The organism is Streptomyces shinuiensis (genome assembly GCF_043660855.1).
Lineage (GTDB): Bacteria > Actinomycetota > Actinomycetes > Streptomycetales > Streptomycetaceae > Streptomyces.
Map to the genome: position 1 here is coordinate 2,497,501 of NZ_JBIHML010000001.1, position 22,901 is coordinate 2,520,401.

Annotated in this window: 18 protein-coding genes; 6 read left to right on the top strand and 12 right to left on the bottom strand. The window is 73.2% G+C overall.

The window, feature by feature from the left end:
- Window positions 1–493 precede the first annotated feature (493 nt).
- The 8 genes from proC to ACGRHY_RS11185 form a co-directional block, all read right to left on the bottom strand.
- Entirely contained in the window at window positions 494–1,306 is an 813-nt protein-coding gene (proC, locus tag ACGRHY_RS11150; RefSeq protein WP_394635204.1) for a pyrroline-5-carboxylate reductase, read from the bottom strand.
- 111 nt (window positions 1,307–1,417) lie between these two features.
- The gene (locus ACGRHY_RS11155; RefSeq protein ID WP_394635205.1) at window positions 1,418–2,155 is read right to left on the bottom strand and encodes an ABC transporter permease; all 738 of its coding nucleotides are present in this window, start codon (window positions 2,153–2,155) and stop codon (window positions 1,418–1,420) included.
- Window positions 2,152–2,928 (bottom strand): ABC transporter ATP-binding protein, encoded by a 777-nt coding sequence (locus ACGRHY_RS11160; protein ID WP_394635206.1) that lies wholly within the window; start codon window positions 2,926–2,928, stop codon window positions 2,152–2,154. The genes ACGRHY_RS11155 and ACGRHY_RS11160 overlap by 4 nt, the downstream gene beginning before the upstream one ends.
- A gap of 133 nt (window positions 2,929–3,061) precedes the next feature.
- Window positions 3,062–3,568 (bottom strand): hypothetical protein, encoded by a 507-nt coding sequence (locus tag ACGRHY_RS11165; protein ID WP_394635207.1) that lies wholly within the window; start codon window positions 3,566–3,568, stop codon window positions 3,062–3,064.
- Between the two features lie 46 nt (window positions 3,569–3,614).
- Window positions 3,615–5,453 (bottom strand): dihydroxy-acid dehydratase, encoded by a 1,839-nt coding sequence (ilvD, locus tag ACGRHY_RS11170; protein ID WP_394635208.1) that lies wholly within the window; start codon window positions 5,451–5,453, stop codon window positions 3,615–3,617.
- Between the two features lie 131 nt (window positions 5,454–5,584).
- A complete protein-coding gene (locus ACGRHY_RS11175) occupies window positions 5,585–6,277 on the bottom strand; it encodes a TetR/AcrR family transcriptional regulator (RefSeq protein ID WP_394635209.1) in 693 nt (230 codons plus the stop codon).
- Window positions 6,274–7,098 (bottom strand): sugar phosphate isomerase/epimerase family protein, encoded by an 825-nt coding sequence (locus ACGRHY_RS11180; protein ID WP_394635210.1) that lies wholly within the window; start codon window positions 7,096–7,098, stop codon window positions 6,274–6,276. Before ACGRHY_RS11180 ends, ACGRHY_RS11175 begins: the two co-directional genes overlap by 4 nt.
- 75 nt (window positions 7,099–7,173) lie before the next feature.
- The gene (locus ACGRHY_RS11185) at window positions 7,174–8,115 is read right to left on the bottom strand and encodes a Ppx/GppA family phosphatase (RefSeq protein WP_394635211.1); all 942 of its coding nucleotides are present in this window, start codon (window positions 8,113–8,115) and stop codon (window positions 7,174–7,176) included.
- 66 nt (window positions 8,116–8,181) lie between these two features.
- Here ACGRHY_RS11185 and ACGRHY_RS11190 point away from each other — a divergent pair, with 66 nt between their 5' ends.
- On the top strand, window positions 8,182–9,087 hold the full coding sequence (locus tag ACGRHY_RS11190; RefSeq protein WP_394635212.1) for a DUF3109 family protein: 906 nt from the start codon (window positions 8,182–8,184) through the stop codon (window positions 9,085–9,087).
- 37 nt (window positions 9,088–9,124) lie between these two features.
- Here the strand turns inward: ACGRHY_RS11190 and ACGRHY_RS11195 are convergent, their stop codons facing one another.
- A complete protein-coding gene (locus ACGRHY_RS11195) occupies window positions 9,125–10,756 on the bottom strand; it encodes a BACON domain-containing protein (RefSeq protein WP_394638002.1) in 1,632 nt (543 codons plus the stop codon).
- A gap of 278 nt (window positions 10,757–11,034) precedes the next feature.
- Here ACGRHY_RS11195 and radA point away from each other — a divergent pair, with 278 nt between their 5' ends.
- Together radA and disA are read left to right on the top strand one after the other, a co-directional pair.
- Window positions 11,035–12,486, top strand: coding sequence for a DNA repair protein RadA (radA, locus tag ACGRHY_RS11200; protein WP_394635213.1), 1,452 nt, complete (start codon window positions 11,035–11,037; stop codon window positions 12,484–12,486).
- A 60-nt stretch (window positions 12,487–12,546) separates the two neighbouring features.
- Window positions 12,547–13,647 carry a DNA integrity scanning diadenylate cyclase DisA gene (disA, locus tag ACGRHY_RS11205; RefSeq protein WP_394635214.1) on the top strand — a complete coding sequence of 367 codons (1,101 nt, stop codon included), beginning with the start codon at window positions 12,547–12,549 and terminating at the stop codon, window positions 13,645–13,647.
- A gap of 79 nt (window positions 13,648–13,726) precedes the next feature.
- On the opposite strand, the gene ACGRHY_RS11210 is transcribed toward disA, so the two are convergent.
- Window positions 13,727–14,515 (bottom strand): hypothetical protein, encoded by a 789-nt coding sequence (locus tag ACGRHY_RS11210; protein ID WP_394635215.1) that lies wholly within the window; start codon window positions 14,513–14,515, stop codon window positions 13,727–13,729.
- 227 nt (window positions 14,516–14,742) lie between these two features.
- Between ACGRHY_RS11210 and ACGRHY_RS11215 the strand changes: the two genes are divergently transcribed.
- Window positions 14,743–15,372, top strand: coding sequence for a phosphatase PAP2 family protein (locus tag ACGRHY_RS11215; RefSeq protein WP_394635216.1), 630 nt, complete (start codon window positions 14,743–14,745; stop codon window positions 15,370–15,372).
- Between the two features lie 149 nt (window positions 15,373–15,521).
- Complete coding sequence (locus ACGRHY_RS11220; RefSeq protein ID WP_394635217.1) at window positions 15,522–16,484, top strand: HhH-GPD family protein; 963 nt, start codon at window positions 15,522–15,524, stop codon at window positions 16,482–16,484.
- A gap of 63 nt (window positions 16,485–16,547) precedes the next feature.
- Here the strand turns inward: ACGRHY_RS11220 and ACGRHY_RS11225 are convergent, their stop codons facing one another.
- Entirely contained in the window at window positions 16,548–16,997 is a 450-nt protein-coding gene (locus ACGRHY_RS11225) for a VOC family protein (RefSeq protein ID WP_394638003.1), read from the bottom strand.
- Window positions 16,998–17,253: 256 nt separating this feature from the next.
- On the opposite strand from ACGRHY_RS11225, the gene ACGRHY_RS11230 reads away from it, so the two are divergent.
- Complete coding sequence (locus ACGRHY_RS11230; protein ID WP_394635218.1) at window positions 17,254–19,821, top strand: NACHT domain-containing protein; 2,568 nt, start codon at window positions 17,254–17,256, stop codon at window positions 19,819–19,821.
- Window positions 19,822–19,984: 163 nt separating this feature from the next.
- Here the strand turns inward: ACGRHY_RS11230 and ACGRHY_RS11235 are convergent, their stop codons facing one another.
- Entirely contained in the window at window positions 19,985–22,510 is a 2,526-nt protein-coding gene (locus ACGRHY_RS11235) for an ATP-dependent Clp protease ATP-binding subunit (protein ID WP_394635219.1), read from the bottom strand.
- Between the last annotated feature and the right edge of the window lie 391 nt (window positions 22,511–22,901).

The window sequence follows — 22,901 nt, forward strand, 5'->3', positions numbered from 1 at the left end:
ACCACCGGAAGGAATGATTCCGGCGGGTGCGCAGCGTCCTCGCTGTGTGTTTCAAAGGAACCTCGCCCCCGGACGACCCTGCGGTCCCGGGAACGGGGCATCAACATATCTGGCGTTGACTTTTGGCACGCTGTTGAGTTCTCAAGGAACGGACGCTTCCTTCGGCACCCCTTCCGGGGCCCCTCCGGGCGCTTCCCTTCGGTGTCTCCGACTCTATCAGATCCCTTTTCGGTCTCCGAATCCCCGGCCGGCGGGGTCCTGCTTTTCCCTCTGCGCCGTTTCCGGCGCCTCCACCACCGTAGCGGATTCCCCGTCCGGCTCCTAATCGAGCCGCCCGGAGCGGAATTACGGCACGCCGCAATTCACCCCCGGAAGGGATTCACACCGAGTGAGTGGTCGCCGCCGAAGGCGACAGAAGAGCTGCCCGGCGTCGAATCGACTCCGTGGCAGCTCGGAGAACAGTACACGACCGCGAGCGGTCCATCAAACAGCACTAGCCGTTGCCGCCGGAGGCCAGCTCGCGGCTGCGGTCACGGGCCGCTTCCAGTGCCGCGATGAGGGCCGCGCGTACGCCGTGCCGCTCCAGTTCGCGGATGGCGCTGATCGTGGTGCCCGCCGGAGAGGTGACCGCCTCGCGGAGCTTGACCGGGTGTTCCCCGCTGTCCCGGAGCATCACCGAGGCGCCCACGGCCGCCTGGACGATCAGGTCGTGCGCCTTGTCCCGGGGGAGGCCGAGCAGGATGCCCGCATCGGTCATGGCCTCCACCAGGTAGTAGAAGTACGCCGGACCCGAGCCGGAGAGCGCCGTGGCGGCGTCCTGCTGGGACTCGGGTACGCGCAGCGTCTTGCCGACCGGCTGGAAGATCTCCTCGGTGCGGACGAGGTGGGCCTCGGTGGCGTGGGTGCCGGCCGAGATGACGGACATGCCCTCGTCCACCAGTACCGGGGTGTTGGGCATGACGCGGACGACCGGAGCGCCCTGGGCGAGGCGTTCCTCGATGAAGGCCGTCGGGATACCGGCGGCCGCGCTGACGACCAGGCGGTCGGCGGGCACGTGGGGGGCCAGTTCGCCGAGGAGGGTGGCCATGTCCTGCGGCTTGACCGCCAGGATGAGTGTGTCGGCCGTCTTGGCCGCCTCGGCGTTCGTGACCGCGGTGACGCCGTGGCGGACACGCAGTTCCTCGGCGCGCTCCGGCCGGCGGGCGGTGACCAGGAGGTCGGACGGGGACCAGCCGGCGCGGATCATGCCCGACAGCAGGGCTTCGCCGATCTTGCCGGTTCCGAGTACGGCGATCTTCTGGCTCATGGGACGGCTCACCTTGTCCGGGTCCGGTACGTGCGTGCTGCGCTTGCGTGTGTGCTGCGCTGCAATCCTCGCACTCGCGGCGGCGGCGCCGCCGGTTCGTCCATCTGGCGGTCAGGGGGTGCGGCGGCGGAGGGTGGCCGCGCCGAGGAAGAGGACGAGCAGGGCGCTTCCGGCGACGATCGCGATGTCGCGGGCGAGGTCGCCGGTGACATCGGGGTTGCGCAGGACCTCGTTCATGCCGTCCACCGCGTAGGACAGGGGCAGGACGTTCGAGACGGCCTCCAGGACGGGCTGCATGGTGTCGCGCGGTGTGAGCAGGCCGCAGAGCAGGAGCTGCGGGAGGATCAGCGCGGGCATGAACTGGACAGCCTGGAACTCGGTGGCGGCGAAGGCGGAGACGAACAGGCCCAGCGCGGTGCCGAGCAGGGCGTCGAGCAGGGCGATGAGCAGCAGCAGCCAGGGGGAGCCCGCGAAGTCCAGATCCAGGAACCAGATGGTCACCCCGGTGGCCAGGGCCGCCTGGGCGACGGCGAGCAGACCGAAGGCCAGTGCGTAGCCCAGGATCAGGTCGGCCTTGCCCAGCGGCATGGACAGCAGGCGTTCCAGGGTGCCCGAGGTGCGTTCGCGCAGGGTGGCGATGGAGGTGACCAGGAACATCGTGATCATCGGGAAGATGCCGAGCAGCGAGGCTCCGACGCGGTCGAAGAGTTCGCGGTCGTCGGCGTAGACGTAGTACAGCAGGACCGTCAGCAGCACGGGGACGAGCAGCAGCAGCGCGATCGTGCGGGGGTCGTGCGCGAGCTGGCGCAGTACGCGGCGGGCGGTGGCCAGGGTCCGGAGCGCGCTCACCGGGTCTCCTCTCCGTCGGTCTTCTCGTTCTTTCCGCGGGCGGTGCCGACCAGGTGGAGGAAGGCGTCCTCGACGGTGCGGGTGCGGGTGCGGGTCCGCAGGGCGTCGGGGGTGCCGTCGGCCAGGAGACGGCCGGCGCGCATCAGCAGCAGGCGGTCGCAGCGGTCGGCCTCGTCCATGACGTGGGACGAGACGAGCAGGGTGGTGCCGCGCTCGGCCGCGAGGCGGTGGAAGAGTCCCCACAGGTCGCGGCGGAGGACGGGGTCGAGGCCGACGGTGGGTTCGTCGAGGACCAGCAGTTCGGGGGAGCCGAGCAGGGCGACGGCCAGGGAGACCCTGGAAAGCTGCCCGCCGGAGAGGTTGCCGGCGAGGGCGTCGGCGTGGGTGGTGAGGTCGACGTCGGTGAGGGCGCGTTCGACCTGTCCGCGGCGGTCGGCGCGGGGCAGGCCCAGGACGGAGGCGAAGTACTCCAGGTTCTGGCGGATGGTCAGGTCGGTGTAGACGGAGGCGGCCTGGGTGACGTATCCGACGCGGGAGCGCAGCGGTGCGGCTCCGGCCGGCCTGCCGAGCACGTCGAGGGTGCCGGTGACCTTCGCCTGGGTGCCGGCGATGGCGCGCATCAGGGTGGACTTGCCGCAGCCGCTGGGGCCCAGCAGGCCGGTGACGGTGGAACGTGGGACCTCGAAGGAGAGGCCGTCGACGACGGTGCGGCCACCGCGGACGACGGTGAGGCCGTCGGCTCCGACGGCCGGCCCCGCAACAGAATTCATCATGCGTTGAATAATGCTCCCGTGCCGGTCCGGGCGTCAAGCGGAGTGGGGCCGGACATGCCGACGCCCCCCGTCCGGGACGGACGGGGGGCGTTGCCGGTGGTGTCGCGGGGCGGGCGCTCCGGCCCGCTTCCCTTCAGCGCCTGCGGCCGGGCCTCCCGGAGCCGCGGCGGGCGGCCGGGTTGCCGCGGCGCGCGGCACGGGCGGCGCCGCGGCGCTCGTACCGTGCGACGGCCCGGTCGTACTCGGCGCGCCGCAGCTTCTCGCCGGGGGCCTCGACCAGGCTGCGCGCGGCGTAGGCGAGCAGGACGCCGAGGAAGCCGATCATCTTGATCGGTCGCATCGCGGCGTCGTCGGAGCGGGCCTCGCCGGGCTCGCGGGTGTAGTCGGTGAGGGTGCGGCTGAAGGCCATGGAGCTGGACAGGCCCAGGGCGACCACGAGCAGGACGCCGATCACACCGCCGTCCGCGAAGGTGCTTCCCCCGTACGCCAGCCGCAGCACCCAGGCCCCGGCGGCGGCCAGCAGCAGCGCCCCGAGTCCGAGGGCGATCCGGCGCAGGAGGTAGCCACCGGAGTGGTCCACCCAGGTGGTGCCGTAGAACCGGATCGGCTCGGGCTCGGGGTGCTCCCGCTTCTCGCTCATGGTGTCGATTATGCGGGCGGGTGCCCGGGAGGCGTCGTGGGCGGGGTCAGCCGAGCTTGGTGACGTCCCGCACCGCGCCCTTGTCGGCGCTGGTGGCCATGGCCGCGTAGGCGCGCAGGGCGGCGGAGACCTTGCGGTCGCGCGCCGCCGGCGCGTACCGGCCGCCGAGCGCCTCGCGGCGGGCGGCGAGGGTGGCCTCGTCGACCTTCAGCTCGATGGTGCGGGCGGGGATGTCGATGCTGATCAGGTCGCCGTCCTCGACCAGGGCGATGGTGCCGCCCGCGGCCGCCTCCGGGGAGGCGTGGCCGATGGACAGCCCCGAGGTGCCGCCGGAGAAGCGGCCGTCGGTGATCAGCGCGCACTCGGCGCCCAGCCCGCGGCCCTTGAGGAAGGAGGTCGGGTAGAGCATCTCCTGCATGCCGGGGCCGCCCCTGGGGCCCTCGTAGCGGATGACGACGACGTCGCCCTCCTTGACCTGCTTGCCCAGGATCTTCTCGACGGCCTCCTCCTGCGACTCGCAGACCACGGCCGGGCCGCTGAAGGTCAGGATGGACTCGTCGACGCCGGCGGTCTTCACCACGCAGCCGTCGACGGCGAGGTTGCCGTGCAGGACGGCCAGTCCGCCGTCCTTGGAGTAGGCGTGCTCCACGTCGCGGACGCAGCCGCCGGCCGCGTCGGTGTCCAGGGACTCCCAGCGCTCGGACTGCGAGAAGGCGCTGGCGGAACGGACGCAGCCGGGGGCGGCGTGGAACAGCTCGACGGCCTCGGGCGACGGGGAGCCGCCACGGATGTCCCAGGTCTTGAGCCATTCGGCCAGGGAGTCGGAGTGGACGGTGCGGACGTCCTCGTTGAGCAGGCCCGCGCGGTACAGCTCGCCCAGGATGGCGGGGATGCCGCCGGCCCGGTGGACGTCCTCCATGTAGTACGAGCCGTTGGGCGCGACCTTGGACAGGCACGGCACGCGGCGCGAGATGGCGTCGATGTCGGTCAGCCCGAAGTCCAGCCCGGCCTCCTGCGCGGCGGCGAGCAGGTGCAGGATCGTGTTGGTGGAGCCGCCCATGGCGATGTCGAGGGCCATGGCGTTCTCGAAGGCGGCGCGGGAGCCGACGGCGCGCGGCAGGACGGTGGCGTCGTCCTGCTCGTAGTGGCGCCTGGTGACCTCCACGACCGTGCGGCCGGCGTTCTCGTACAGCGCCCGGCGGGCGGTGTGGGTGGCCAGCACCGAGCCGTTGCCGGGCAGGGAGAGGCCGATGGCCTCGGTGAGGCAGTTCATCGAGTTGGCGGTGAACATGCCCGAGCAGGAGCCGCAGGTGGGGCAGGCGTTCTCCTCGATGAGCGCCATGTCCTCGTCGGAGACGGCTTCGTCGGCCGAGTCGGCGATGGCGCTGATCAGGTCGAGCTTGCGGACCGTGCCGTCGACGAGTGTGGTGCGGCCGGACTCCATCGGCCCGCCGGAGACGAAGACCGTGGGGATGTTCAGGCGCATCGCGGCCATCAGCATGCCCGGGGTGATCTTGTCGCAGTTGGAGATGCAGATCAGGGCGTCGGCGCAGTGGGCCTCGACCATGTACTCCACGGAGTCCGCGATCAGGTCGCGGGAGGGCAGGGAGTAGAGCATGCCGCCGTGCCCCATGGCGATGCCGTCGTCCACGGCGATGGTGTTGAACTCGCGCGGAACACCGCCCGCCTCCTTGATCGCCTCGCCGACGATCCGGCCGACCGGCTGGAGGTGGGTGTGCCCGGGAACGAACTCGGTGAAGCTGTTGGCCACCGCGACGATCGGCTTGCCGAAGTCCTCGCGCGCTACGCCGGCGGCCCGCAGGAGGGCGCGGGCGCCCGCCATGTTGCGGCCGTGGGTGACGGTGCGGGACCTCAGCTGGGGCATGGTGCTCCACTCCTTCGTGAACCGTGGGAAGACCGTCGGGCGCGGCCTTCGGGCCATGGCTGCCGAGCGTACGCCTCCCGCTCAAGATCTGGACGAAAAGTCCGGATCGTAAGACATGGGGGATGCTGGATTCACCCTCCGCGCAAGTGTTCGCCGGCTGCTCGGGCCGGGCCGTCCGGGGCGCCCGGCCCGGCGGGTCCGGTCAGATGGTGCTGGACGGCCGGTGCGAGGCGGGCGATCAGCTCCTCGGGATCCGCGGAGGCCAGCGGCTCGATCTCCAGGACGTACCGCATGATCGCCACGCCCACCATCTGCGCGGCGGCCAGCTCCACCCGCAGCCGGCGGTCCGGGGCGTCCAGCCGGCGTGCCACCCGGGCCATCAGCTGCCGCGTCACCATGCCGCGGAAGAGCCGGGCGGCGGTCTCGTTGCTGAGCGCCGAGCGGACGACGGCCAGCAGGGGCGCGCGGCCGGCCGGGTCCTCCCAGACGCCCAGGAAGAAGCGGACGAGTTCCTCGCCCAGGCCGTCGGGGCCGTGCGGGGCGAGGTGGCCCAGGCCCTCGGCGGCGGGGGCGAAGGAGACCTCGGCGGCGGCCTCGAAGACCCGTTCCTTGGTCCCGAAGTAGTGGTGGACCAGGGCCGGGTCCACCCCGGCGCCGCGGGCGATGGAGCGGATGGAGGCCTTGTCGTAACCGCGCCCGGCGAACTCCGCGCGGGCCGAGGCCAGGATGCGGTCGCGTGCCGCCTCCCCCGCCGCGGCGCGGTCGGCCGACGCGGGGCGGCCGCGGCGGCGCGCGGGCCGGGCGTCGGCGTCCCGGCCGCTCACGGTCCGGCCTTCCGGGGAACGGGGGCCAGGTGGCGGCGGGTGAAGGCCAGGGCCTCGGCGAGGTCGGCCTCGCGCTCGGCCGACGACATCGCCCGGCGGGTGTTGACCTCGACCACCACGTGCCCGTCGAAGCCGCCCGCCGCCAGGCGCTCCAGGACCTCCGCGCACGGCTGGTCGCCGCGCCCGGGGACGAGGTGCTCGTCCTTGGCGGAGTCGGTGCCGTCGGCGATGTGGATGTGCGCCAGGCGGTCGCCCATGCGGTCCACCATCGCCAGGGTGTCGTTGCGGGCGGTGGCGGTGTGGGACAGGTCGAGGGTGAAGTGGCGGTAGTCGTCCTCGGTCGGGTCCCAGGCGGGGGCGTAGGCGAGCATCTCGCGGTCGCGGTAGCGCCAGGGGTACATGTTCTCGACGGCGAAGCGGATGCCGGTCTCGTCCGCCATCCGCCACACGCCGCGCACGAACTCCCGCGCGTAGGAGCGCTGCCAGCGGAACGGCGGGTGCACCACGACCGTGCTCGCGCCCAGCTTCTCGGCGGCCTCGCGGGAGCGCTGGAGCTTGGTCCAGGGGTCCTTGGACCACACGCGCTGGGTGATCAGCAGGCAGGGGGCGTGGACGGCGAGGACCGGGACGCCGTGGAAGTCGGAGAGCCTGCGCAGCGCCTCGACGTCCTGACTGACCGGATCGGTCCACACCATGACCTCCACCCCGTCGTAACCGAGGCGTGCGGCGGTCTCGAAGGCCGTCGCCGTGGTCTCCGGATAGACGGAGGCCGTGGAGAGGGCGACCTTCGGTGCCGGAAGGGACAGCTCTGGATCGACCACGCACAACAGCCTACGGCGAGCGGGAGGGCGTTACGGAGGTCGTCGTGGGGCCCACGGGGCGGGGTGTGGGGAAGGTCACGGGGTTCCGTTGCCGGACAGGGTGTCCAGCCGGCGCAGGATGACGCCCTCGCGCAGCGCCCAGGGGCAGATCTCCAGCCGCTCCACACCGAACAGGTCCATGGCGCCCTCCGCCACCAGCGCACCCGCCAGCAACTGCCTGGCCCGTCCCTCGGAGACGCCGGGGAGGGCGGCGCGTTCGGCGGTCGGCATGTCGGCCAGCCTGGGCACCCACTCCTCCAGCGACGCGCGTACCAGCTCGCGCTGCGTGTAGGGGCCCTCGGCGGAGCGGGGGGCGCCCGCCAGCCGGGCGAGCTGTTTGAAGGTCTTGGAGGTGCCCACCACGTGGTCGGGGGCGCTCAGCCGGCTGAAGTCCCCGACGACCCGGGCGATCTCGTGCCGCACGTGGCGGCGCAGCGCGCGGATGTCGGCGGGGGCGGGCGGATCGCCGGGCAGCCAGGAGCCCGTGAGACGGCCGGCGCCCAGCGGCAGCGAGGCTGCGGCGTCGGGCTGCTCGTCGATGCCGTACGCGATCTCCAGCGAGCCGCCGCCGATGTCGAGGAGCAGCAGCCGTCCGGCCGACCAGCCGAACCAGCGGCGGGCGGCGAGGAAGGTCAGCCGGGCCTCGTCCTCGCCGGAGAGCACTTTCAGCCCCACGCCCGTCTCGGCGGCGACCCGCTCCAGCACGTGGTCGGCGTTGGCGGCGTCCCGTACGGCCGAGGTGGCGAACGGCAGCAGGTCCTCCACGCCCTTGTCCTCGGCGACGACCATCGCCTCCCGGACGGTCGCGGCGAGTTTCTCGACGCCGGCCGGGCTTATGGAGCCGTCCTCGTCGAGGAGTTCGGCCAGGCGCAGTTCCGCCTTGTGGGAGTAGGCGGGCAGGGGGTGGGCACCCCGGTGTGCGTCCACCACCAGCAGGTGAACGGTGTTGGAACCCACGTCGAGGACACCGAGTCTCATGGGGGGCCACGCTACTGCGGAAGGACGGTGATCTGGAGCCCGCCCCGTGGTGCATACCCTGGGTGCGTGGCGAAGACGAAAACGGTGAAGCCGGACAAAGAGGCGAACGCGGGCGGGAAGCGGCGCCGGGCCGCGGGCGAGGAGGTGGAGCTGGACCACACCCGGATGTGGGTGGAGTTCCCGGACCCGGCGGACGACGAGCAGGTGTTCCGGTGCGACCTGACCTGGCTGACCTCCCGCTGGGGCTGCATCTTCGGCCAGGGGTGCCAGGGCATCAGCGCGGGGCGCGCGAGCGACGGCTGCTGCACGCTGGGCGCGCACTTCTCGGACGAGGACGACGAGAGGCGTGTTGCGGCGCACGTGGCGCGGCTCACGCCCGAGAGCTGGCAGTTCCACGCGGAGGGTTCCTCCGGGCGCGGCTGGGCCGAGGTGAACGAGGACGGCGAGCGCCAGACCAGGCTGCACCGGGGCGCGTGCATCTTCCTCAACCGCCCCGGCTTCTCCGGCGGGATCGGCTGCGCACTGCACACGATGGCCCTGCGGGAGGGCCGCGAGCCGCTGGAGACCAAGCCGGACGTGTGCTGGCAGCTACCGGTCCGGCGGACGTTCGAGTGGGTGGAGCTGCCGGACGGCGAGCAGCGGCTGTACGTGTCGATCGGCGAGTACGACCGCCGCGGCTGGGGTCCGGGCGGGCACGACCTGCACTGGTGGTGCACCGGCGCGCCGTCGGCGCACGGGGCCGGCGAGCCGGTGTACGTCTCGTACCGGCCGGAGCTGACGGAGCTGATGGGCCCGGCCGGGTACGCGCGGCTGGCCGAGCTGTGCGAGGAGCGGCTGGCGGCGGAGCTGCCGCTGGTGGCACCGCACCCCGCGGACGGGCCCGCGGGCGGTCCCGCCAAGGGTGCCGCGGGACCGCCCGCGGGCCGTGCCGAACCGGGACGTGCGGAGCCGGGGCACCCGATGCCGGGGTGAGAGGCGCCGACCCGCGGGCGGCCGCCGGCCCGGGCCGCTAGTCCGGCTGCCCCGCCGGGGGCGGTGAGGGCTCCGCGGGCGGTGTGCTCGACGGCGGCTCGGGGGTCGGTTCGGGCGCGGGCGGCTCGGACGGCTCAGGCTCCGGGGGTGGGGAGGGACGCGGTTCGGCGGGCTCCGAGGCGCCGTGCCCCCGGAGGGTGATCACCGCCTTCGCCGGGGCGACCGAGATCCGCGCGGTCCACGCGCCCGCCGGCTCCCGCGACCGGTCCACGGTGACGGTGATCACGGCCGACTCACCGGGCCGCAGCGTCCCGTGCGCACGGTCCAGCCGCAGCCAGAGGGCGTCCACCGAGGCCGTCCAGTCGACCGGGGAACCGCCGGAGGCGACGAGGGTGACGACGGTGGCGTCCCCGGACGGCTGGGCCTCGACCGTCAGCCGGCCCGGACCCGTGCCGGCGTCCCCGCGCGGCGGGCCCTCATCGTCCGCTCCGTCCGGGCGGCCCGTGCCGGAGGACGGGGCGTCCCGCCCTTTCCCGCCGTCCGTGCCGGCCACGTCGACGCGGACGCCCGATCCGTCGCGGGAGGCTCCGGCGCCCCCCGTCCGGCCCCCGTCGCCCTGGGGGCCGCCGTACGAGCCGCCCGGATCGCGTCGCTCGGACGCCGAGACGGGGGCACCGCCCGGGCCGCCGTCCGCCGGCGCGCCGCGGTACGCGGCCCACAGCGCCAGCAGCGGCGCGGCGACGACGGTGGCGACGACCGTGGTGGTCACCGCCCGGCTGCGCAGCCGGTCGAAGCGCTCGGCGCGGTCCCGGGTGGTGACGGGGAAACCGCGCCGGTCGAAGCGCGGGGTGTGCTGGGCCCGCGCGCGCTGCGCGGCGAGCATCGCGGCGTGCACCTCCGCACGGGGGGCGGGCAGCACGGTGAGCGCGCCGACGTCCGCGGGGGCGGTGCCCGGCCACGGGCCGCCCGCCAGCACCCGTTCGGCGGTGCGGCGGCACTCGGGGCACTCGTCCACGTGCCGCACCAGCTCCCGGCGGAGCGCGCTGCCCAGCAGCACCTCCCGGTCCCCGGCGAGCCGGGCGACTGCCGGGCAGCCGCCCCGGTCGACGACGGCGAGCGCGGTGCGGGTGCGCTCCACCTCGCAGGCCGCGCTGGACAGCAGCAGTTCGGTGCCGTCGTGGTCCGTGCCGAGGACGGCGGCGACCTCGTGGACCGGCAGATGGTGGCGTACGGCCAGCTCCAGGGCCTCGCGCTGCTCGGGGCCGGTGCCGGCGGCCTCCGGCCAGGCGAGTGCGGCCAGCGCGCGGCGGCGCGCGGTGGCCAGGGGGCCGGGAAGCTCCGGGGGCTCGGGGCGGACGCCCTGCCGCTCGGCCAGGAGCCGCAGGCAGGACCAGCGGGCCAGCGCGTACAGCCAGGGCCGGTGCAGCGCCGTGTCGGCGGGGGTGCGGCCTCGGCGGCGCTGCCGCTCGGCGACGGCGAGGGCCTCGCCGAGGACGGAGACGGCCGCCTCGTGCTCGCACATGACGGACAGGCAGTAGGTGAACAGCCCGTCCAGGTGGTCCCGGTAGGGGTCGACGGGCACCGGCGGCCGGGCCGCGGCGCGGTGCGTGCCACGGTGCGCCCGGTGTACGCCGGCGGTGTGCGTGGGGTGCTCGCGCCGAGTGCTCATCACCCAGCCGACCGTAGGCGGAAGGCCGGGCATCGCTGGTGATGCTTGCATGGGTTTAACCCTTACGGGTGACGATCTGCGGTAAAACGCACAAACGCTCAGCGATGGGTGGCAAGGGGGTGTGCGAGGGCGCACGGAGACCGGGAGCGTACGGTGTCCGCCGCCCCACCGGCCCGATCTGCCCCATGCCCGTCCGGTACCCGCCCCGCACCCTGCCTCGCGTCCCGCCTCACGCCCGCCGGGCCCGGTTGTCAGAGGCTCCGGCTACCGTGAGGCCCATGGCTGCCCGCAAGTCGTCCGCCAAGGACCGCCCCGCCCACCGATGCACCGAGTGCGGCTACACCACCGCCAAATGGCTCGGCCGCTGCCCGGAGTGCCACGCCTGGGGCACCGTCGAGGAGACCGGCGGCACCCCGGCCGTCCGCACCACCGCGCCCGGCCGGGTCTCGTCCCCCGCGCTGCCCATCGGCCAGGTGAACGGGCAGGTGGCCACCGCGCGCAGCACGGGCGTGCCGGAGCTGGACAGGGTGCTGGGCGGCGGGCTGGTGCCGGGCGCGGTGGTGCTGCTGGCGGGCGAGCCGGGAGTGGGGAAGTCCACGCTCCTGCTGGACGTCGCGGCCAAGGCCGCCGACGCCGACCGCCGCACGCTCTACGTCACCGGCGAGGAGTCGGCCGGGCAGGTGCGGCTGCGGGCGGACCGGATCGGGGCGATAAGCGATCACCTGTACCTGGCGGCCGAGACGGACCTGTCGGCCGTCCTGGGCCATCTGGACGAGGTGAAGCCCGCACTGCTGGTCCTGGACTCGGTGCAGACGGTCGCCTCCCCCGAGATCGACGGCGCGCCCGGCGGCATGGCGCAGGTGCGGGAGGTGGCCGGGGCGCTGATCCGGGCCTCCAAGGAGCGCGGGATGTCCACGCTGCTGGTGGGCCACGTCACCAAGGACGGCGCCATCGCCGGTCCGCGCCTGCTGGAGCACCTGGTGGACGTGGTCCTGCAGTTCGAGGGCGACCGGCACGCCCGGCTGCGGCTGGTGCGCGGAGTGAAGAACCGCTACGGCGCCACGGACGAGGTGGGCTGCTTCGAGCTGCACGACGAGGGCATCACCGGTCTGGCCGACCCGTCGGGCCTCTTCCTCACCCGCCGGGACGAGCCCGTGCCCGGCACCTGTCTGACCGTCACCCTGGAGGGCCGCCGCCCGCTGGTGGCCGAGGTGCAGTCGCTGACGGTGGACTCGCAGATCCCCTCCCCCCGGCGCACCACGTCCGGGCTGGAGACCTCGCGCGTGTCGATGATGCTGGCCGTGCTGGAGCAGCGGGGCCGGATCAACGCGCTGGGCAAGCGGGACGTCTACACCGCCACCGTCGGCGGGGTGCGGCTGTCGGAGCCCGCGGCCGACCTGGCGATGGCGCTCGCGCTGGCCAGCGCCGCCAGCGACACCCCCCTCCCGAAGAACCTGGTGGCCATCGGCGAGGTGGGCCTGGCCGGCGAGGTCAGGCGGGTGACGGGTGTGCAGCGCCGGCTGGCGGAGGCCGCGCGGCTGGGTTTCACCCACGCGCTGGTGCCCACCGACCCGGGCAGGGTGCCGCCGGGGATGCGGGTGCGGGAGGTGGCGGACATAGGGGAGGCGCTGCGGGTCCTGCCCGCCCGGCCGCCCCGGTCCGGGCGTTCCGAAAGCTCCGAACGGTCCGATCGTGACGGGGCCGATCGGAGCACGCCACACGAGGGCTAGTACCGCCGGTAGACTTTGCCCTGGTCTCGCCCGTACGTACGCATGACCCGAAGGAGTGCCGTGGCAGCCAACGACCGGGCAGCAACCGGCGCCGACGGCCTGTTGCGCGCCTCACTGAGCGCGGTCGCGCCCGGTACGGCCCTGCGCGACGGCCTGGAGCGCGTCCTGCGGGGGAACACCGGCGGACTCATCGTCCTGGGCATGGACAAGCACGTCGAGGCGCTGTGCTCGGGCGGTTTCGTGCTGGACGTGGAGTTCAGCGCGACGCGGCTGCGCGAGCTGTGCAAGCTGGACGGCGCGCTGATCCTCGACAAGGACATCACCAAGATCGTTCGGGCGGGCGTGCAGCTCGTACCGGACGCCTCGATCCCGACGGAGGAGACGGGCACCCGGCACCGCACCGCGCAGCGGGTGTCGATCCAGACCGGCTTCCCGGTGGTGTCGGTGAGCCAGTCGATGCGGCTGATCGCGCTGTACGTGGACGGCCAGCGGCGCGTGCTGGAGGACTCGGCGGCGATCCTGTCCCGGGCCAACCAGGCGCTGGCGACGCTGGAGCGGTACAAGCTGCGCCTGGACGAGGTGGCGGGCACGCTCTCCGCGCTGGAGATCGAGGACCTGGTGACGGTCCGGGACGTCTCCGCGGTGTCGCAGCGGCTGGAGATGGTGCGGCGGATCGCCACGGAGATCGCCGAGTACGTGGTGGAGCTGGGCACGGACGGGCGGCTGCTCTCCCTCCAGCTCGACGAGCTGATCGCGGGTGTGGAGCCCGAGCGCGAGCTGGTCGCGCGCGACTACGTGCCCGAGCCGACCGCCAAGCGGTCCCGCACCGTCGGCGAGGCGCTGACCGAGCTGGACCGGCTGACCCACACCGAGCTGCTCGAACTGCCCACGGTGGCCAAGGCCCTGGGGTACAGCGGCTCGCCGGAGACGCTGGACTCGGCCGTCTCGCCGCGCGGTTACCGCCTGCTGGCGAAGGTGCCGCGGCTGCCGAACGCCGTGATCGAGCGGCTGGTCGAACACTTCGGCGGGCTGCAGAAGCTGCTGGCCGCGAGCGTGGACGACCTGCAGACCGTCGACGGGGTGGGCGAGGCGCGGGCCAGGTCGGTCCGCGAGGGCCTGTCGCGGCTGGCGGAGTCGTCGATCCTGGAGCGGTACGTCTGACGCGTTCGGACGGGCCGGGCCGACGGGCGCGGCGGCCCGGCCCGTCCGGTCCGCGGCGCGGACGGTTCACGGCCGCGGCTCAGTCCTTGGTGAGGACGAACGAGGTGCGCACCTTCTCCAGGCCCTCCACCTCGGCCTCGACCAGATAGGTGCCGGTCTTCGCCCTGGCCCCCGGCGTACCGCACTCGGGTGTGCTGTGCCTGCGGTCCCACTCCAGGGTGCGGACGGCCGTACCGCCCGCCGGGACCTTGTAGAGGGCCGAACGGGCGCCCTTCGGGCAGTGCTCGGACTTCCAGACCTTCTCGTCGCCGTCCTCGGTCTCGATGATGGTGAAGGCCGCGGCATCGGTGCCGAAGTCGACCTTGCAGGCGCCGCCGCCCTCGTTCCGCACGGTCAGCCGGAAGACCGGTTCCTCGCCGGGCGCGTACCGGTTCTCCTCACTGCGCAGCGTCAACTCGACCGAGCCGGGGCGGCAGTCGGGTAGGGCGGAGTCGGCCGGCACGGCCTCGACCCCGCCCGAGGCGACACCGGCGGAGCCGCCGCCCGCTCCCGCGGCACCCGGACCGCCCGAACCGGAACCGTTCGCGCCGCCTTCGCCCTCGCCGTCCGCGCCTCCGCCGCCGGTGCCCCCGGGGCCTCCCGACCCGTCCGATCCGCCCGAACCGCCGGTGCCTCCGCCGGACTCCTCACGCCCGCCGGGGCGTTCGCTGATCAGGGACTCGGACGAGGACGGCCCGGGTGTGATGGTGCCCGGCACCTCGCTGCCGCCCTGTTTCCCGCCCTGATCGCTCCCGCCGCCTCCAGCCGGCCCCCCGGACCTGACGGCCCATATGACGAGCAGTGCCAGGACGAGCAGGAGCACAAGCACGACCGCCCTTCGCCTCCAGTAGATGGAGGAGGGAAGGGGCCCAACCGGATTGCGCAGAGATCCCACGCGCAAACCTTACGAGACATCATGTGCCCCATACGGTCTTACCCGCCGCACAGGAGACCAACTTTTATGATGAACGGCCCGCCGGAGCCCGACGACCATCAGGGGTGACACCCGACTGTCGCGGGGAGTGACCGTACGCTTCCTTTTCGTACCGTTCACGCATGAGCAGTGATCTTCGAAGCGATCCCCCGGACGCCTCCCGGGACGGCCTCCACAGCGACCTCTACCGGGACGTCACCGGCTTCGCGCACGACACCCCGGGCTGGGTGCACTCGCTCGCCGAGTACGGCACCGAGGGCGGGCTGCTGGTCCTCGCCGCGCTGCTGGCTGCGGCGTGCTGGCGGGTCCGGCGCGCCGAGCCGGGGATCCTCGCGCGGGCTCTGCTGGGCGGGGCGGCGGTGGCGGCGGCGTACGGCGTCAGCGAGGCCGTCAAGCTGGTCGTACGGCAGGAGCGGCCGTGCCGGGCCGTGGCGGGCGCGCCGGCCCCGATCGCCCCCTGCCCGGAGCCGGGCGACTGGTCCTTCCCCAGCAACCACGCCACCATCGCCGCCGCCACGGCGGTGGCCGTCGTACTGGTCTGGCGGGCGGCGGCCTGGCTGGTGCTGCCGCTGGCGGTGCTGACGGCCTTCTCCCGGGTGTTCCTCGGGGTGCACTACCCGCACGACGTGGTGGCGGGCGCGTTGCTGGGCGCGGCCGCGGTACTGCTGGTGACCCGGTCGGCGGCGGGACCGGCGACCGCACTGACGGACCGGGTACGGGCCAGGCTCGGCCGCGCCAGACCCGCCTCGTAGGCGGCGATCGCCGCCGGTCCGCGTCACCGCCCGAAGCCGGGCGGCACTCCCCTCGGACGAAAGGGGCGCATCGGGACGGGTGGTGCCTGCCGCCCATCGGCGCGGGCCGCTTCGCTGCCGCGCCCCTCCGTGTCAGGATCGGAGACGCCATGACTGCGACCACATCCGAGCACAGCGCCACCGGTCTGACCGCGACCGGCCTCCGTCCCCCCGAGTCCCCCGCCCCCTCCGATCTCCACGGACCGGTCATCGACTGGTTCGGCGAACACGCCCGCGACCTGCCCTGGCGCCGCCCCGAGGCGGGCGCCTGGGGTGTGATGGTCAGCGAGTTCATGCTCCAGCAGACACCCGTCAGCCGGGTGCTGCCCGTGTACGAGCAGTGGCTCGCCCGCTGGCCGCGCCCCGCCGACCTGGCCGCCGAGCCGCCCGGTGAGGCGGTGCGCGCCTGGGGCCGGCTGGGTTATCCGCGCCGGGCCCTGCGGCTGCACGGCGCCGCCGCCGCCATAACGGAACGGCACGGCGGCGACGTACCCAAGGAGCACGCACAGCTCCTGGCGCTGCCGGGGGTGGGCGAGTACACGGCGGCGGCCGTGGCCTCCTTCGCCTACGGCCAGCGGCACGCGGTGCTGGACACCAACGTCCGGCGGGTCTTCGCCCGCGCGTTCGGCGGCCGCGAGTTCCCCCCGACCGCCACCACCGCCGCCGAGCGCAGGCTCGCCCGGGCCGTCCTGCCCGAGGAGGACGCGACGGCAGCGCGCTGGGCCGCGGCCACGATGGAGCTGGGCGCCCTGGTGTGCACGGCCCGCAAGCCGGACTGCGAGAACTGCCCGATCATGGACCTGTGCGCCTGGCGCCGCGCCGGCTCGCCCGCGCACGACGGCCCGCCGCGCCGCGGCCAGAGCTACGCGGGCACCGACCGCCAGGTGCGCGGCAGACTGCTGGCCGTGCTGCGCGAGGCCGTCGGGCCGGTGCCGCAGGCCGCGCTGGACGCGGTGTGGGACGAGCCGGTGCAGCGGGCGCGCGCGCTGGACGGGCTGGTCGCGGACGGCCTGGTCGAGCCGCTGGAGAACGGCGTCTACCGGCTGCCCCAGGGCCGGGGACCGGCCATGTGAGGCGGGGTGCGGCGGCCGTGACCGCCGCACCCGCCCGCCGCCCCGCGGCGGGGCCCCCGGGGATCAGTCGCAGACCTCCGACCACTCCCGGCTCAGGACCGGCCCGCTCTCGTGCCCCTCTGCCAGCGAGTACCGGTTGCCGGACTCGTCCCGGAAGACCGCCTCGGTGCCGTGGGGCCCCTCGCGCGGCTCCTGGAGGAACTCCACGCCCCGCTCCACCAGCCACTCGTACGCGGAGCGGCAGTCGTCCGTCCGCAGCACACCCGCTCCCAGGACCCCCTTGCGGACCAGCCCGGCCAGCGCCTCGGCCGACTCGGGGTCGATGCCGGGGCCATGTGCCGGTATCAGCGTCAGCCCGACGTCCGGCTGGCCCCTGGCCCCGACGGTGACCCGGCGCGTTCCGTCCTCGGTGACGTCGCCGCGTACCTCGAAGCCGAGCTTCTCGGTGAAGAACCTCAGATCCCGCTCCTGGTCGGTGGACCAGACGGTGGCTGCGGCCAGACCCTTGATCACGGTGCCTCCCATGGTCGCGGACGTGCGGTCCCACCGTGGGCAGCGCGCCCACCGGCCCGTCCCTCCAGGATCGCGCCGTGTGCGGCGGTCCGTCCACAGTGCGGTGCGGCGCCACGGTGCGATCTACGAAACCCCTTACCTATCAAAGGAGTTGGCCTAGCCTTGGGAGCGAGCGGGGCGGGTGCCCGCCGAGCCGCCCGCCACCGCACAACGCCGCACAACGCCGCAGACCACAGGGCCATCGGGGGAGGGCCGAATGGAAGCCGTCGCGAGAATCCCCTCGGCCAGGGCCGCGCCCCTGGTCCGCGAACTGTTCGCCGACCTCCCGCCGGCCTGCGACAGCCCCCGGCTGGTGGCGGGACTGGTGTCGTTCCGGGGCCTGCGGCCCGAGCGGACGTACGACGACGTGGCGCGGATCGCCCGGGAACTGGTGCGGCTCGCCCGGCCGGGCGGCGGCGCCGGGGCGGCACAGGACCCGGCCGACCGGCCCGTGGCCGTGGTCCTGGGGCGGACCCTGGCCGCGCTCGGCGAGCTGGACCTCGACGACGCGGAGGCCGTCGGCATGGGACCGCAGGACTGCGCGCGACGGCTGCGCCGGGCCGTCCCCGGAGCCGACCGGGAGCTGACCGGCGAGCAGGCCTGGTTCCACGACCAGCTGCTGGACAACGTCTGCCTGCACGTCCTGCACTTCCTGATCCGGCGCTCGCCGTACGTCGCCGGGAACCTGGCCGAGCAGAGCCACCGCATACGGCAGCTCGTCGACCTCAACGACGCCGACGCCGTGCGCCGCCCCCGCCCCTCCCCCGAGGACATCGCCTTCGAGGAGGAGTACGCCGCGTTCCTCGTCCGGCGGCACAACCGCCTGACCATCCACGGCATCGACCTGCCCAACGCCCCCGGCAGCTGGCCGCTGGACGCCACCTACCTGAGTCTGGGCGCCGAGTTCGCCACACCCGTCGAGGGGGCCTCCGGGCAGCCGGCGCTGCCCGCCGACCGCGCCCTGGCCGGACAGGAGCGGGTGCTGCTGCGCGGGGTGGCGGGATCGGGGAAGACCACGCTGGTGCAGTGGCTGGCCGTGGCGGTCGCGCGGAACGACCTGCCGGGGGAGCTGGCCGCGCTGCGCGGCCGGGTTCCCTTCGTGCTGCCCGTGCGGCACTTCGCACGCGAGGGCTTCCCGGCGCCCGGGGAGTTCCTGTCCGTGGGGCGCTGCCGGACGGCCCTTCGGGGCGGCGAGCCTCCCGGCTGGGCCGTCCGGGTGCTGGTCGAGGGGCGGGCGCTGCTGCTGGTGGACGGGATCGACGAGGCGCCCGAGGCACGCCGGGAGGAGCTGCGGGCGGGGCTGCGCAGACTGCTGCACATCCACCCCGGCACGGTCTGCCTGGTCACCACCCGGCCGTCGGCCGTCGAGCCCGACTGGCTGGCCCGGGAGGGGTTCGGCGAGCTGATGCTGGCGCCGATGAGCCGCGACCAGGTGGCGGGGTTCATCCGCCACTGGCACCGGGCCGCCCGGCACGACGGCGGCGGTGACCGGGACCGGCTGGCCGGCTACGAGCAGCGGCTGCTGCACTCGGTGCGGGTCTACCGGGAGTTGCGCCGGCTGGCCACCAACCCCCTGATGTGCGGTCTGATCTGCGCGCTGAACAGGGACCGCGCCGGGACGCTCCCACAGGGCCGCAAGGAGCTGTACGACGCGGCCATGGACATGCTGCTCCAGCGCCGCGATCCGGAGCGCGACGTGCTGCACGCCGACGACGTCGAGCTGCAGCGCGCGCCGCGCGAGCGGCTGTTGCAGAAGCTCGCCCACCGGATGCTGACCGAGGACCGCACGGACCTGGACCGGGAGACCGCCGTCGCGGTGCTCGACTCCCATCTGCCCGCCATCCCGGCCGCCCGCGGCCAGGGGGACGCGGAGAAGATCTTCGGCCATCTGCTGCACCGCACCGGGCTGCTGCGCGAGTCGGACGACGGCCGGGTGGAGTTCGTGCACCGGACCTTCCAGGACTATCTGAGCGCCAAGGAGATCGTGGCGCGGGGACGGTTCGAGGATCTGGTGGACCACGCCCACGAGGCGGGGTGGGAGGAGATAGTCCGGATGGCCGCCGCCCACGCCCGGCCCGACGAGTGCGCGCGCTTCATCGAGCGGCTGCTGGCTCCCAGCGGGCATCTGAAGACCTCCGAGACCAAGCACCGCAGGCTGATGGCGGCGGCCTGTCTGGAACACGTCACCGAGCTCGACCCGGAGACGCGGAAGCTGGTGCGCGACCGCACCGAGAAGATCGTCAACCCGACCGATCCGCTGGGCGCCCGCAACCTGGGGTGGATCGGGCCCGTCGTGCTGGAGCTGCTGCCCGACCCGGCGGCTGTTCCGGACGACAAGGCGTATCTGCTCGCCGTCACGGCCACGCGGGTGCGGGACGAGGCGGCCGTCGACTACCTGGTACGGCTGCGGGACCGGTCGTCGCTGAGGGTGAGGGCGGAGCTCGCCCGGGCCTGGCGCAACTTCGACACCGCCCGCTACGCCCGTGAGATCGTCTCCCGGCTGGATCCGGAGGGGCTGTACTTCCCCGTCTCCGACCTCTCCGAGCTGCGGGCGCTGCGCGACATGGGCGGCCGGGACCGCGTCCAGATCGCGGGCGGCTTCACTCCGGAGGAGCTGCTGCGGGACACGGTGCTCGACCGGCTGACGCATCTGTGGCTCGCCTACGACCTGGGGGTGGACATGGGGTGGCTGAGCGCCTTTCCGCGGCTGCACACCATCCGGGTGAACCCGCGGCTCCCCCGGGTCGGCGGGGTTCCGGAGGGCATCCGGATCATCGCTCGCTGAGCCGGCCCCGCGCGGGCGCCCTCACGCGCACGGGCGCGGCCCGGGACCGTACGACGGTCCCCCGGGCCGCGCCCGTGCGGCTGCCGCGTGGTGTGCGGCTCGGTGGAGTGGTGCCGTGACGGCTCCCGCCTGCCGGCGGGAGCCGCTCACACGTCCCCGCGCCTCACGCGTCCTTGGAGAGGTTCGGGCCGCCGCCCGCCGCCGACTCCACCGGAGGGGCGTCCGGCAGGGCCGACTTCTCCTCGCCGCGGAAGGTGAACTTCTTCGCCTCGCCCTCGCCCTCGGTGTCGACGACCACGATGTGGCCGGGGCGCAGCTCACCGAAGAGGATCTTCTCCGACAGCACGTCCTCGATCTCCCGCTGGATCGTCCGGCGCAGCGGCCGGGCGCCCAGGACGGGGTCGTAGCCCTTCTTGGCGAGCAGCTTCTTGGCCTCACCGCTGAGCTCGATGCCCATGTCGCGGTCCTTGAGCCGCTCGTCCACCTTGGCGACCATCAGGTCGACGATCCGGATGATGTCTTCCTCGGTGAGCTGGTGGAAGACGACGGTGTCGTCGACACGGTTGAGGAACTCGGGCCGGAAGTGCTGCTTGAGCTCCTCGTTGACCTTGGCCTTCATCCGCTCGTAGCCGGTCTTGGCGTCGCCCTGGGCGGCGAAGCCCAGGTTGAAGCCCTTGGAGATGTCCCGGGTGCCGAGGTTGGTCGTCATGATGATGACGGTGTTCTTGAAGTCCACGACCCGGCCCTGGGAGTCGGTCAGGCGACCGTCCTCCAGGATCTGCAGCAGCGAGTTGAAGATGTCCGCGTGGGCCTTCTCGACCTCGTCGAACAGGACGACCGAGAACGGCTTGCGGCGGACCTTCTCCGTGAGCTGGCCGCCCTCCTCGTACCCCACGTAGCCGGGGGGCGAGCCGAAGAGCCGCGAGACGGTGTGCTTCTCGCTGAACTCCGACATGTCGAGGGAGATCAGGGCGTCCTCGTCACCGAAGAGGAACTCCGCCAGCGTCTTGGACAGCTCGGTCTTACCGACGCCGGACGGGCCGGCGAAGATGAACGAGCCACCGGGACGCTTGGGGTCCTTCAGGCCCGCCCTGGTGCGGCGGATGGCCTGGGAGAGCGCCTTGATGGCGTCCTCCTGCCCGATGACGCGCTTGTGCAGCTCGTCCTCCATCCGCAGCAGGCGCGAGGACTCCTCCTCGGTGAGCTTGAAGACCGGGATGCCCGTGGCCGTGGCCAGGACCTCGGCGATCAGCTCCTCGTCCACCTCGGCGACGACGTCCATGTCGCCGGCCTTCCACTCCTTCTCCCGCTTGGCCTTGGCCGCCAGGAGCTGCTTCTCGGTGTCGCGGAGGGAGGCCGCCTTCTCGAAGTCCTGCGAGTCGATCGCGGACTCCTTCTCCCGGCGCACGTTCGCGATCTTCTCGTCGAACTCGCGCAGGTCCGGCGGTGCGGTCATCCGGCGGATGCGCATCCTGGAGCCGGCCTCGTCGATCAGGTCGATCGCCTTGTCCGGCAGGAAGCGGTCCGAGATGTAGCGGTCGGCGAGCTGCGCGGCGGCCACCAGGGCGGCGTCCGTGATGGACACGCGGTGGTGCGCCTCGTAGCGGTCGCGCAGACCCTTGAGGATCTCGATGGTGTGCGGCAGCGACGGCTCGGCGACCTGGATGGGCTGGAAGCGGCGCTCCAGGGCCGCGTCCTTCTCCAGGTGCTTGCGGTACTCGTCCAGCGTCGTCGCGCCGATGGTCTGGAGTTCCCCGCGGGCCAGCATCGGCTTGAGGATGCTGGCGGCGTCGATCGCGCCCTCGGCGGCGCCCGCACCCACCAGGGTGTGGAGCTCGTCGATGAACAGGATGATGTCGCCGCGGGTGCGGATCTCCTTGAGGACCTTCTTCAGGCGCTCCTCGAAGTCACCGCGGTAGCGGGACCCGGCGACCAGGGCGCCCAGATCCAGCGTGTACAGGTGCTTGTCCTTGAGCGTCTCGGGCACCTCGCCCTTGACGATGGCCTGGGCCAGGCCTTCGACGACCGCGGTCTTGCCGACGCCGGGCTCGCCGATGAGGACCGGGTTGTTCTTGGTACGGCGGGACAGCACCTGCATGACCCGCTCGATCTCCTTCTCGCGCCCGATGACCGGGTCGAGCTTGGACTCGCGGGCCGCCTGGGTGAGGTTGCGGCCGAACTGGTCCAGCACCAGGGAGGTCGAGGGAGTGCCCTCGGCGGGGCCGCCCGCGGTGGCCGCCTCCTTGCCCCCGGAGTAGCCGGAGAGCAGCTGGATGACCTGCTGCCGCACCCGGTTGAGATCGGCGCCGAGCTTGACGAGGACCTGGGCGGCGACGCCCTCGCCCTCGCGGATCAGGCCGAGCAGGATGTGCTCGGTGCCGATGTAGTTGTGGCCGAGCTGAAGGGCCTCGCGGAGCGACAGCTCCAGGACCTTCTTGGCACGGGGGGTGAAGGGGATGTGGCCGGACGGGGCCTGCTGGCCCTGGCCGATGATCTCCTCCACCTGCTGGCGGACCGCCTCGAGCGAAATCCCGAGGCTCTCCAGTGCCTTAGCGGCGACACCCTCACCCTCGTGGATCAGGCCCAGGAGGATGTGCTCGGTGCCGATGTAGTTGTGGTTGAGCATCCGGGCTTCTTCCTGAGCCAGGACGACAACCCGCCGCGCGCGGTCGGTGAACCTCTCGAACATCGTTAATCGCTCCTCAGAGCGGTCAGGCAGTAAGGGGTCGGTCCCCTCCCTGTCCTTCCGCAGCTTAGTCCCGCAAGCGGGGACCGCTCATTCCAACTGCCGACACCCGTCCGGATCGCTCCCGCGCTGGCGGGGAGGAGAGCCCGTTGCCTCTCGCTCTCGTCCCGAACAGCCGACAACAGTTCCAACCCGATGGTGCGAGACGATGTTCCCGCAGGCCAGACATATCCGCCCGCTTCCACTACGCCGACGGCGAACGCTCCTGGGCCGCCACGTCCGTCCACCGCTCCATCGCCGGTGCCGCACCCCCGTTCCACGTGGGATTTCTTCACCGACTTCTTACCCCGGGACACCGACAGTCCATGCCGGGCAGGGTGGGTGCATCCGCTAC

Bases quoted from the DNA above. Each gene is read 5' to 3' on its own strand.
- radA (WP_394635213.1), top strand. From the start codon at position 11,035: ATGGCTGCCCGCAAGTCGTCCGCCAAGGACCGCCCCGCCCACCGATGC.
- ACGRHY_RS11185 (WP_394635211.1), bottom strand. From the start codon at position 8,115: ATGAGACTCGGTGTCCTCGACGTGGGTTCCAACACCGTTCACCTGCTG.
- ACGRHY_RS11160 (WP_394635206.1), bottom strand. From the start codon at position 2,928: ATGATGAATTCTGTTGCGGGGCCGGCCGTCGGAGCCGACGGCCTCACC.
- ACGRHY_RS11230 (WP_394635218.1), top strand. From the start codon at position 17,254: ATGGAAGCCGTCGCGAGAATCCCCTCGGCCAGGGCCGCGCCCCTGGTC.
- proC (WP_394635204.1), bottom strand. From the start codon at position 1,306: ATGAGCCAGAAGATCGCCGTACTCGGAACCGGCAAGATCGGCGAAGCC.
- ACGRHY_RS11215 (WP_394635216.1), top strand. From the start codon at position 14,743: ATGAGCAGTGATCTTCGAAGCGATCCCCCGGACGCCTCCCGGGACGGC.
- ilvD (WP_394635208.1), bottom strand. From the start codon at position 5,453: ATGCCCCAGCTGAGGTCCCGCACCGTCACCCACGGCCGCAACATGGCG.
- ACGRHY_RS11195 (WP_394638002.1), bottom strand. From the start codon at position 10,756: ATGAGCACTCGGCGCGAGCACCCCACGCACACCGCCGGCGTACACCGG.
- ACGRHY_RS11220 (WP_394635217.1), top strand. From the start codon at position 15,522: ATGACTGCGACCACATCCGAGCACAGCGCCACCGGTCTGACCGCGACC.
- ACGRHY_RS11235 (WP_394635219.1), bottom strand. From the start codon at position 22,510: ATGTTCGAGAGGTTCACCGACCGCGCGCGGCGGGTTGTCGTCCTGGCT.
- ACGRHY_RS11165 (WP_394635207.1), bottom strand. From the start codon at position 3,568: ATGAGCGAGAAGCGGGAGCACCCCGAGCCCGAGCCGATCCGGTTCTAC.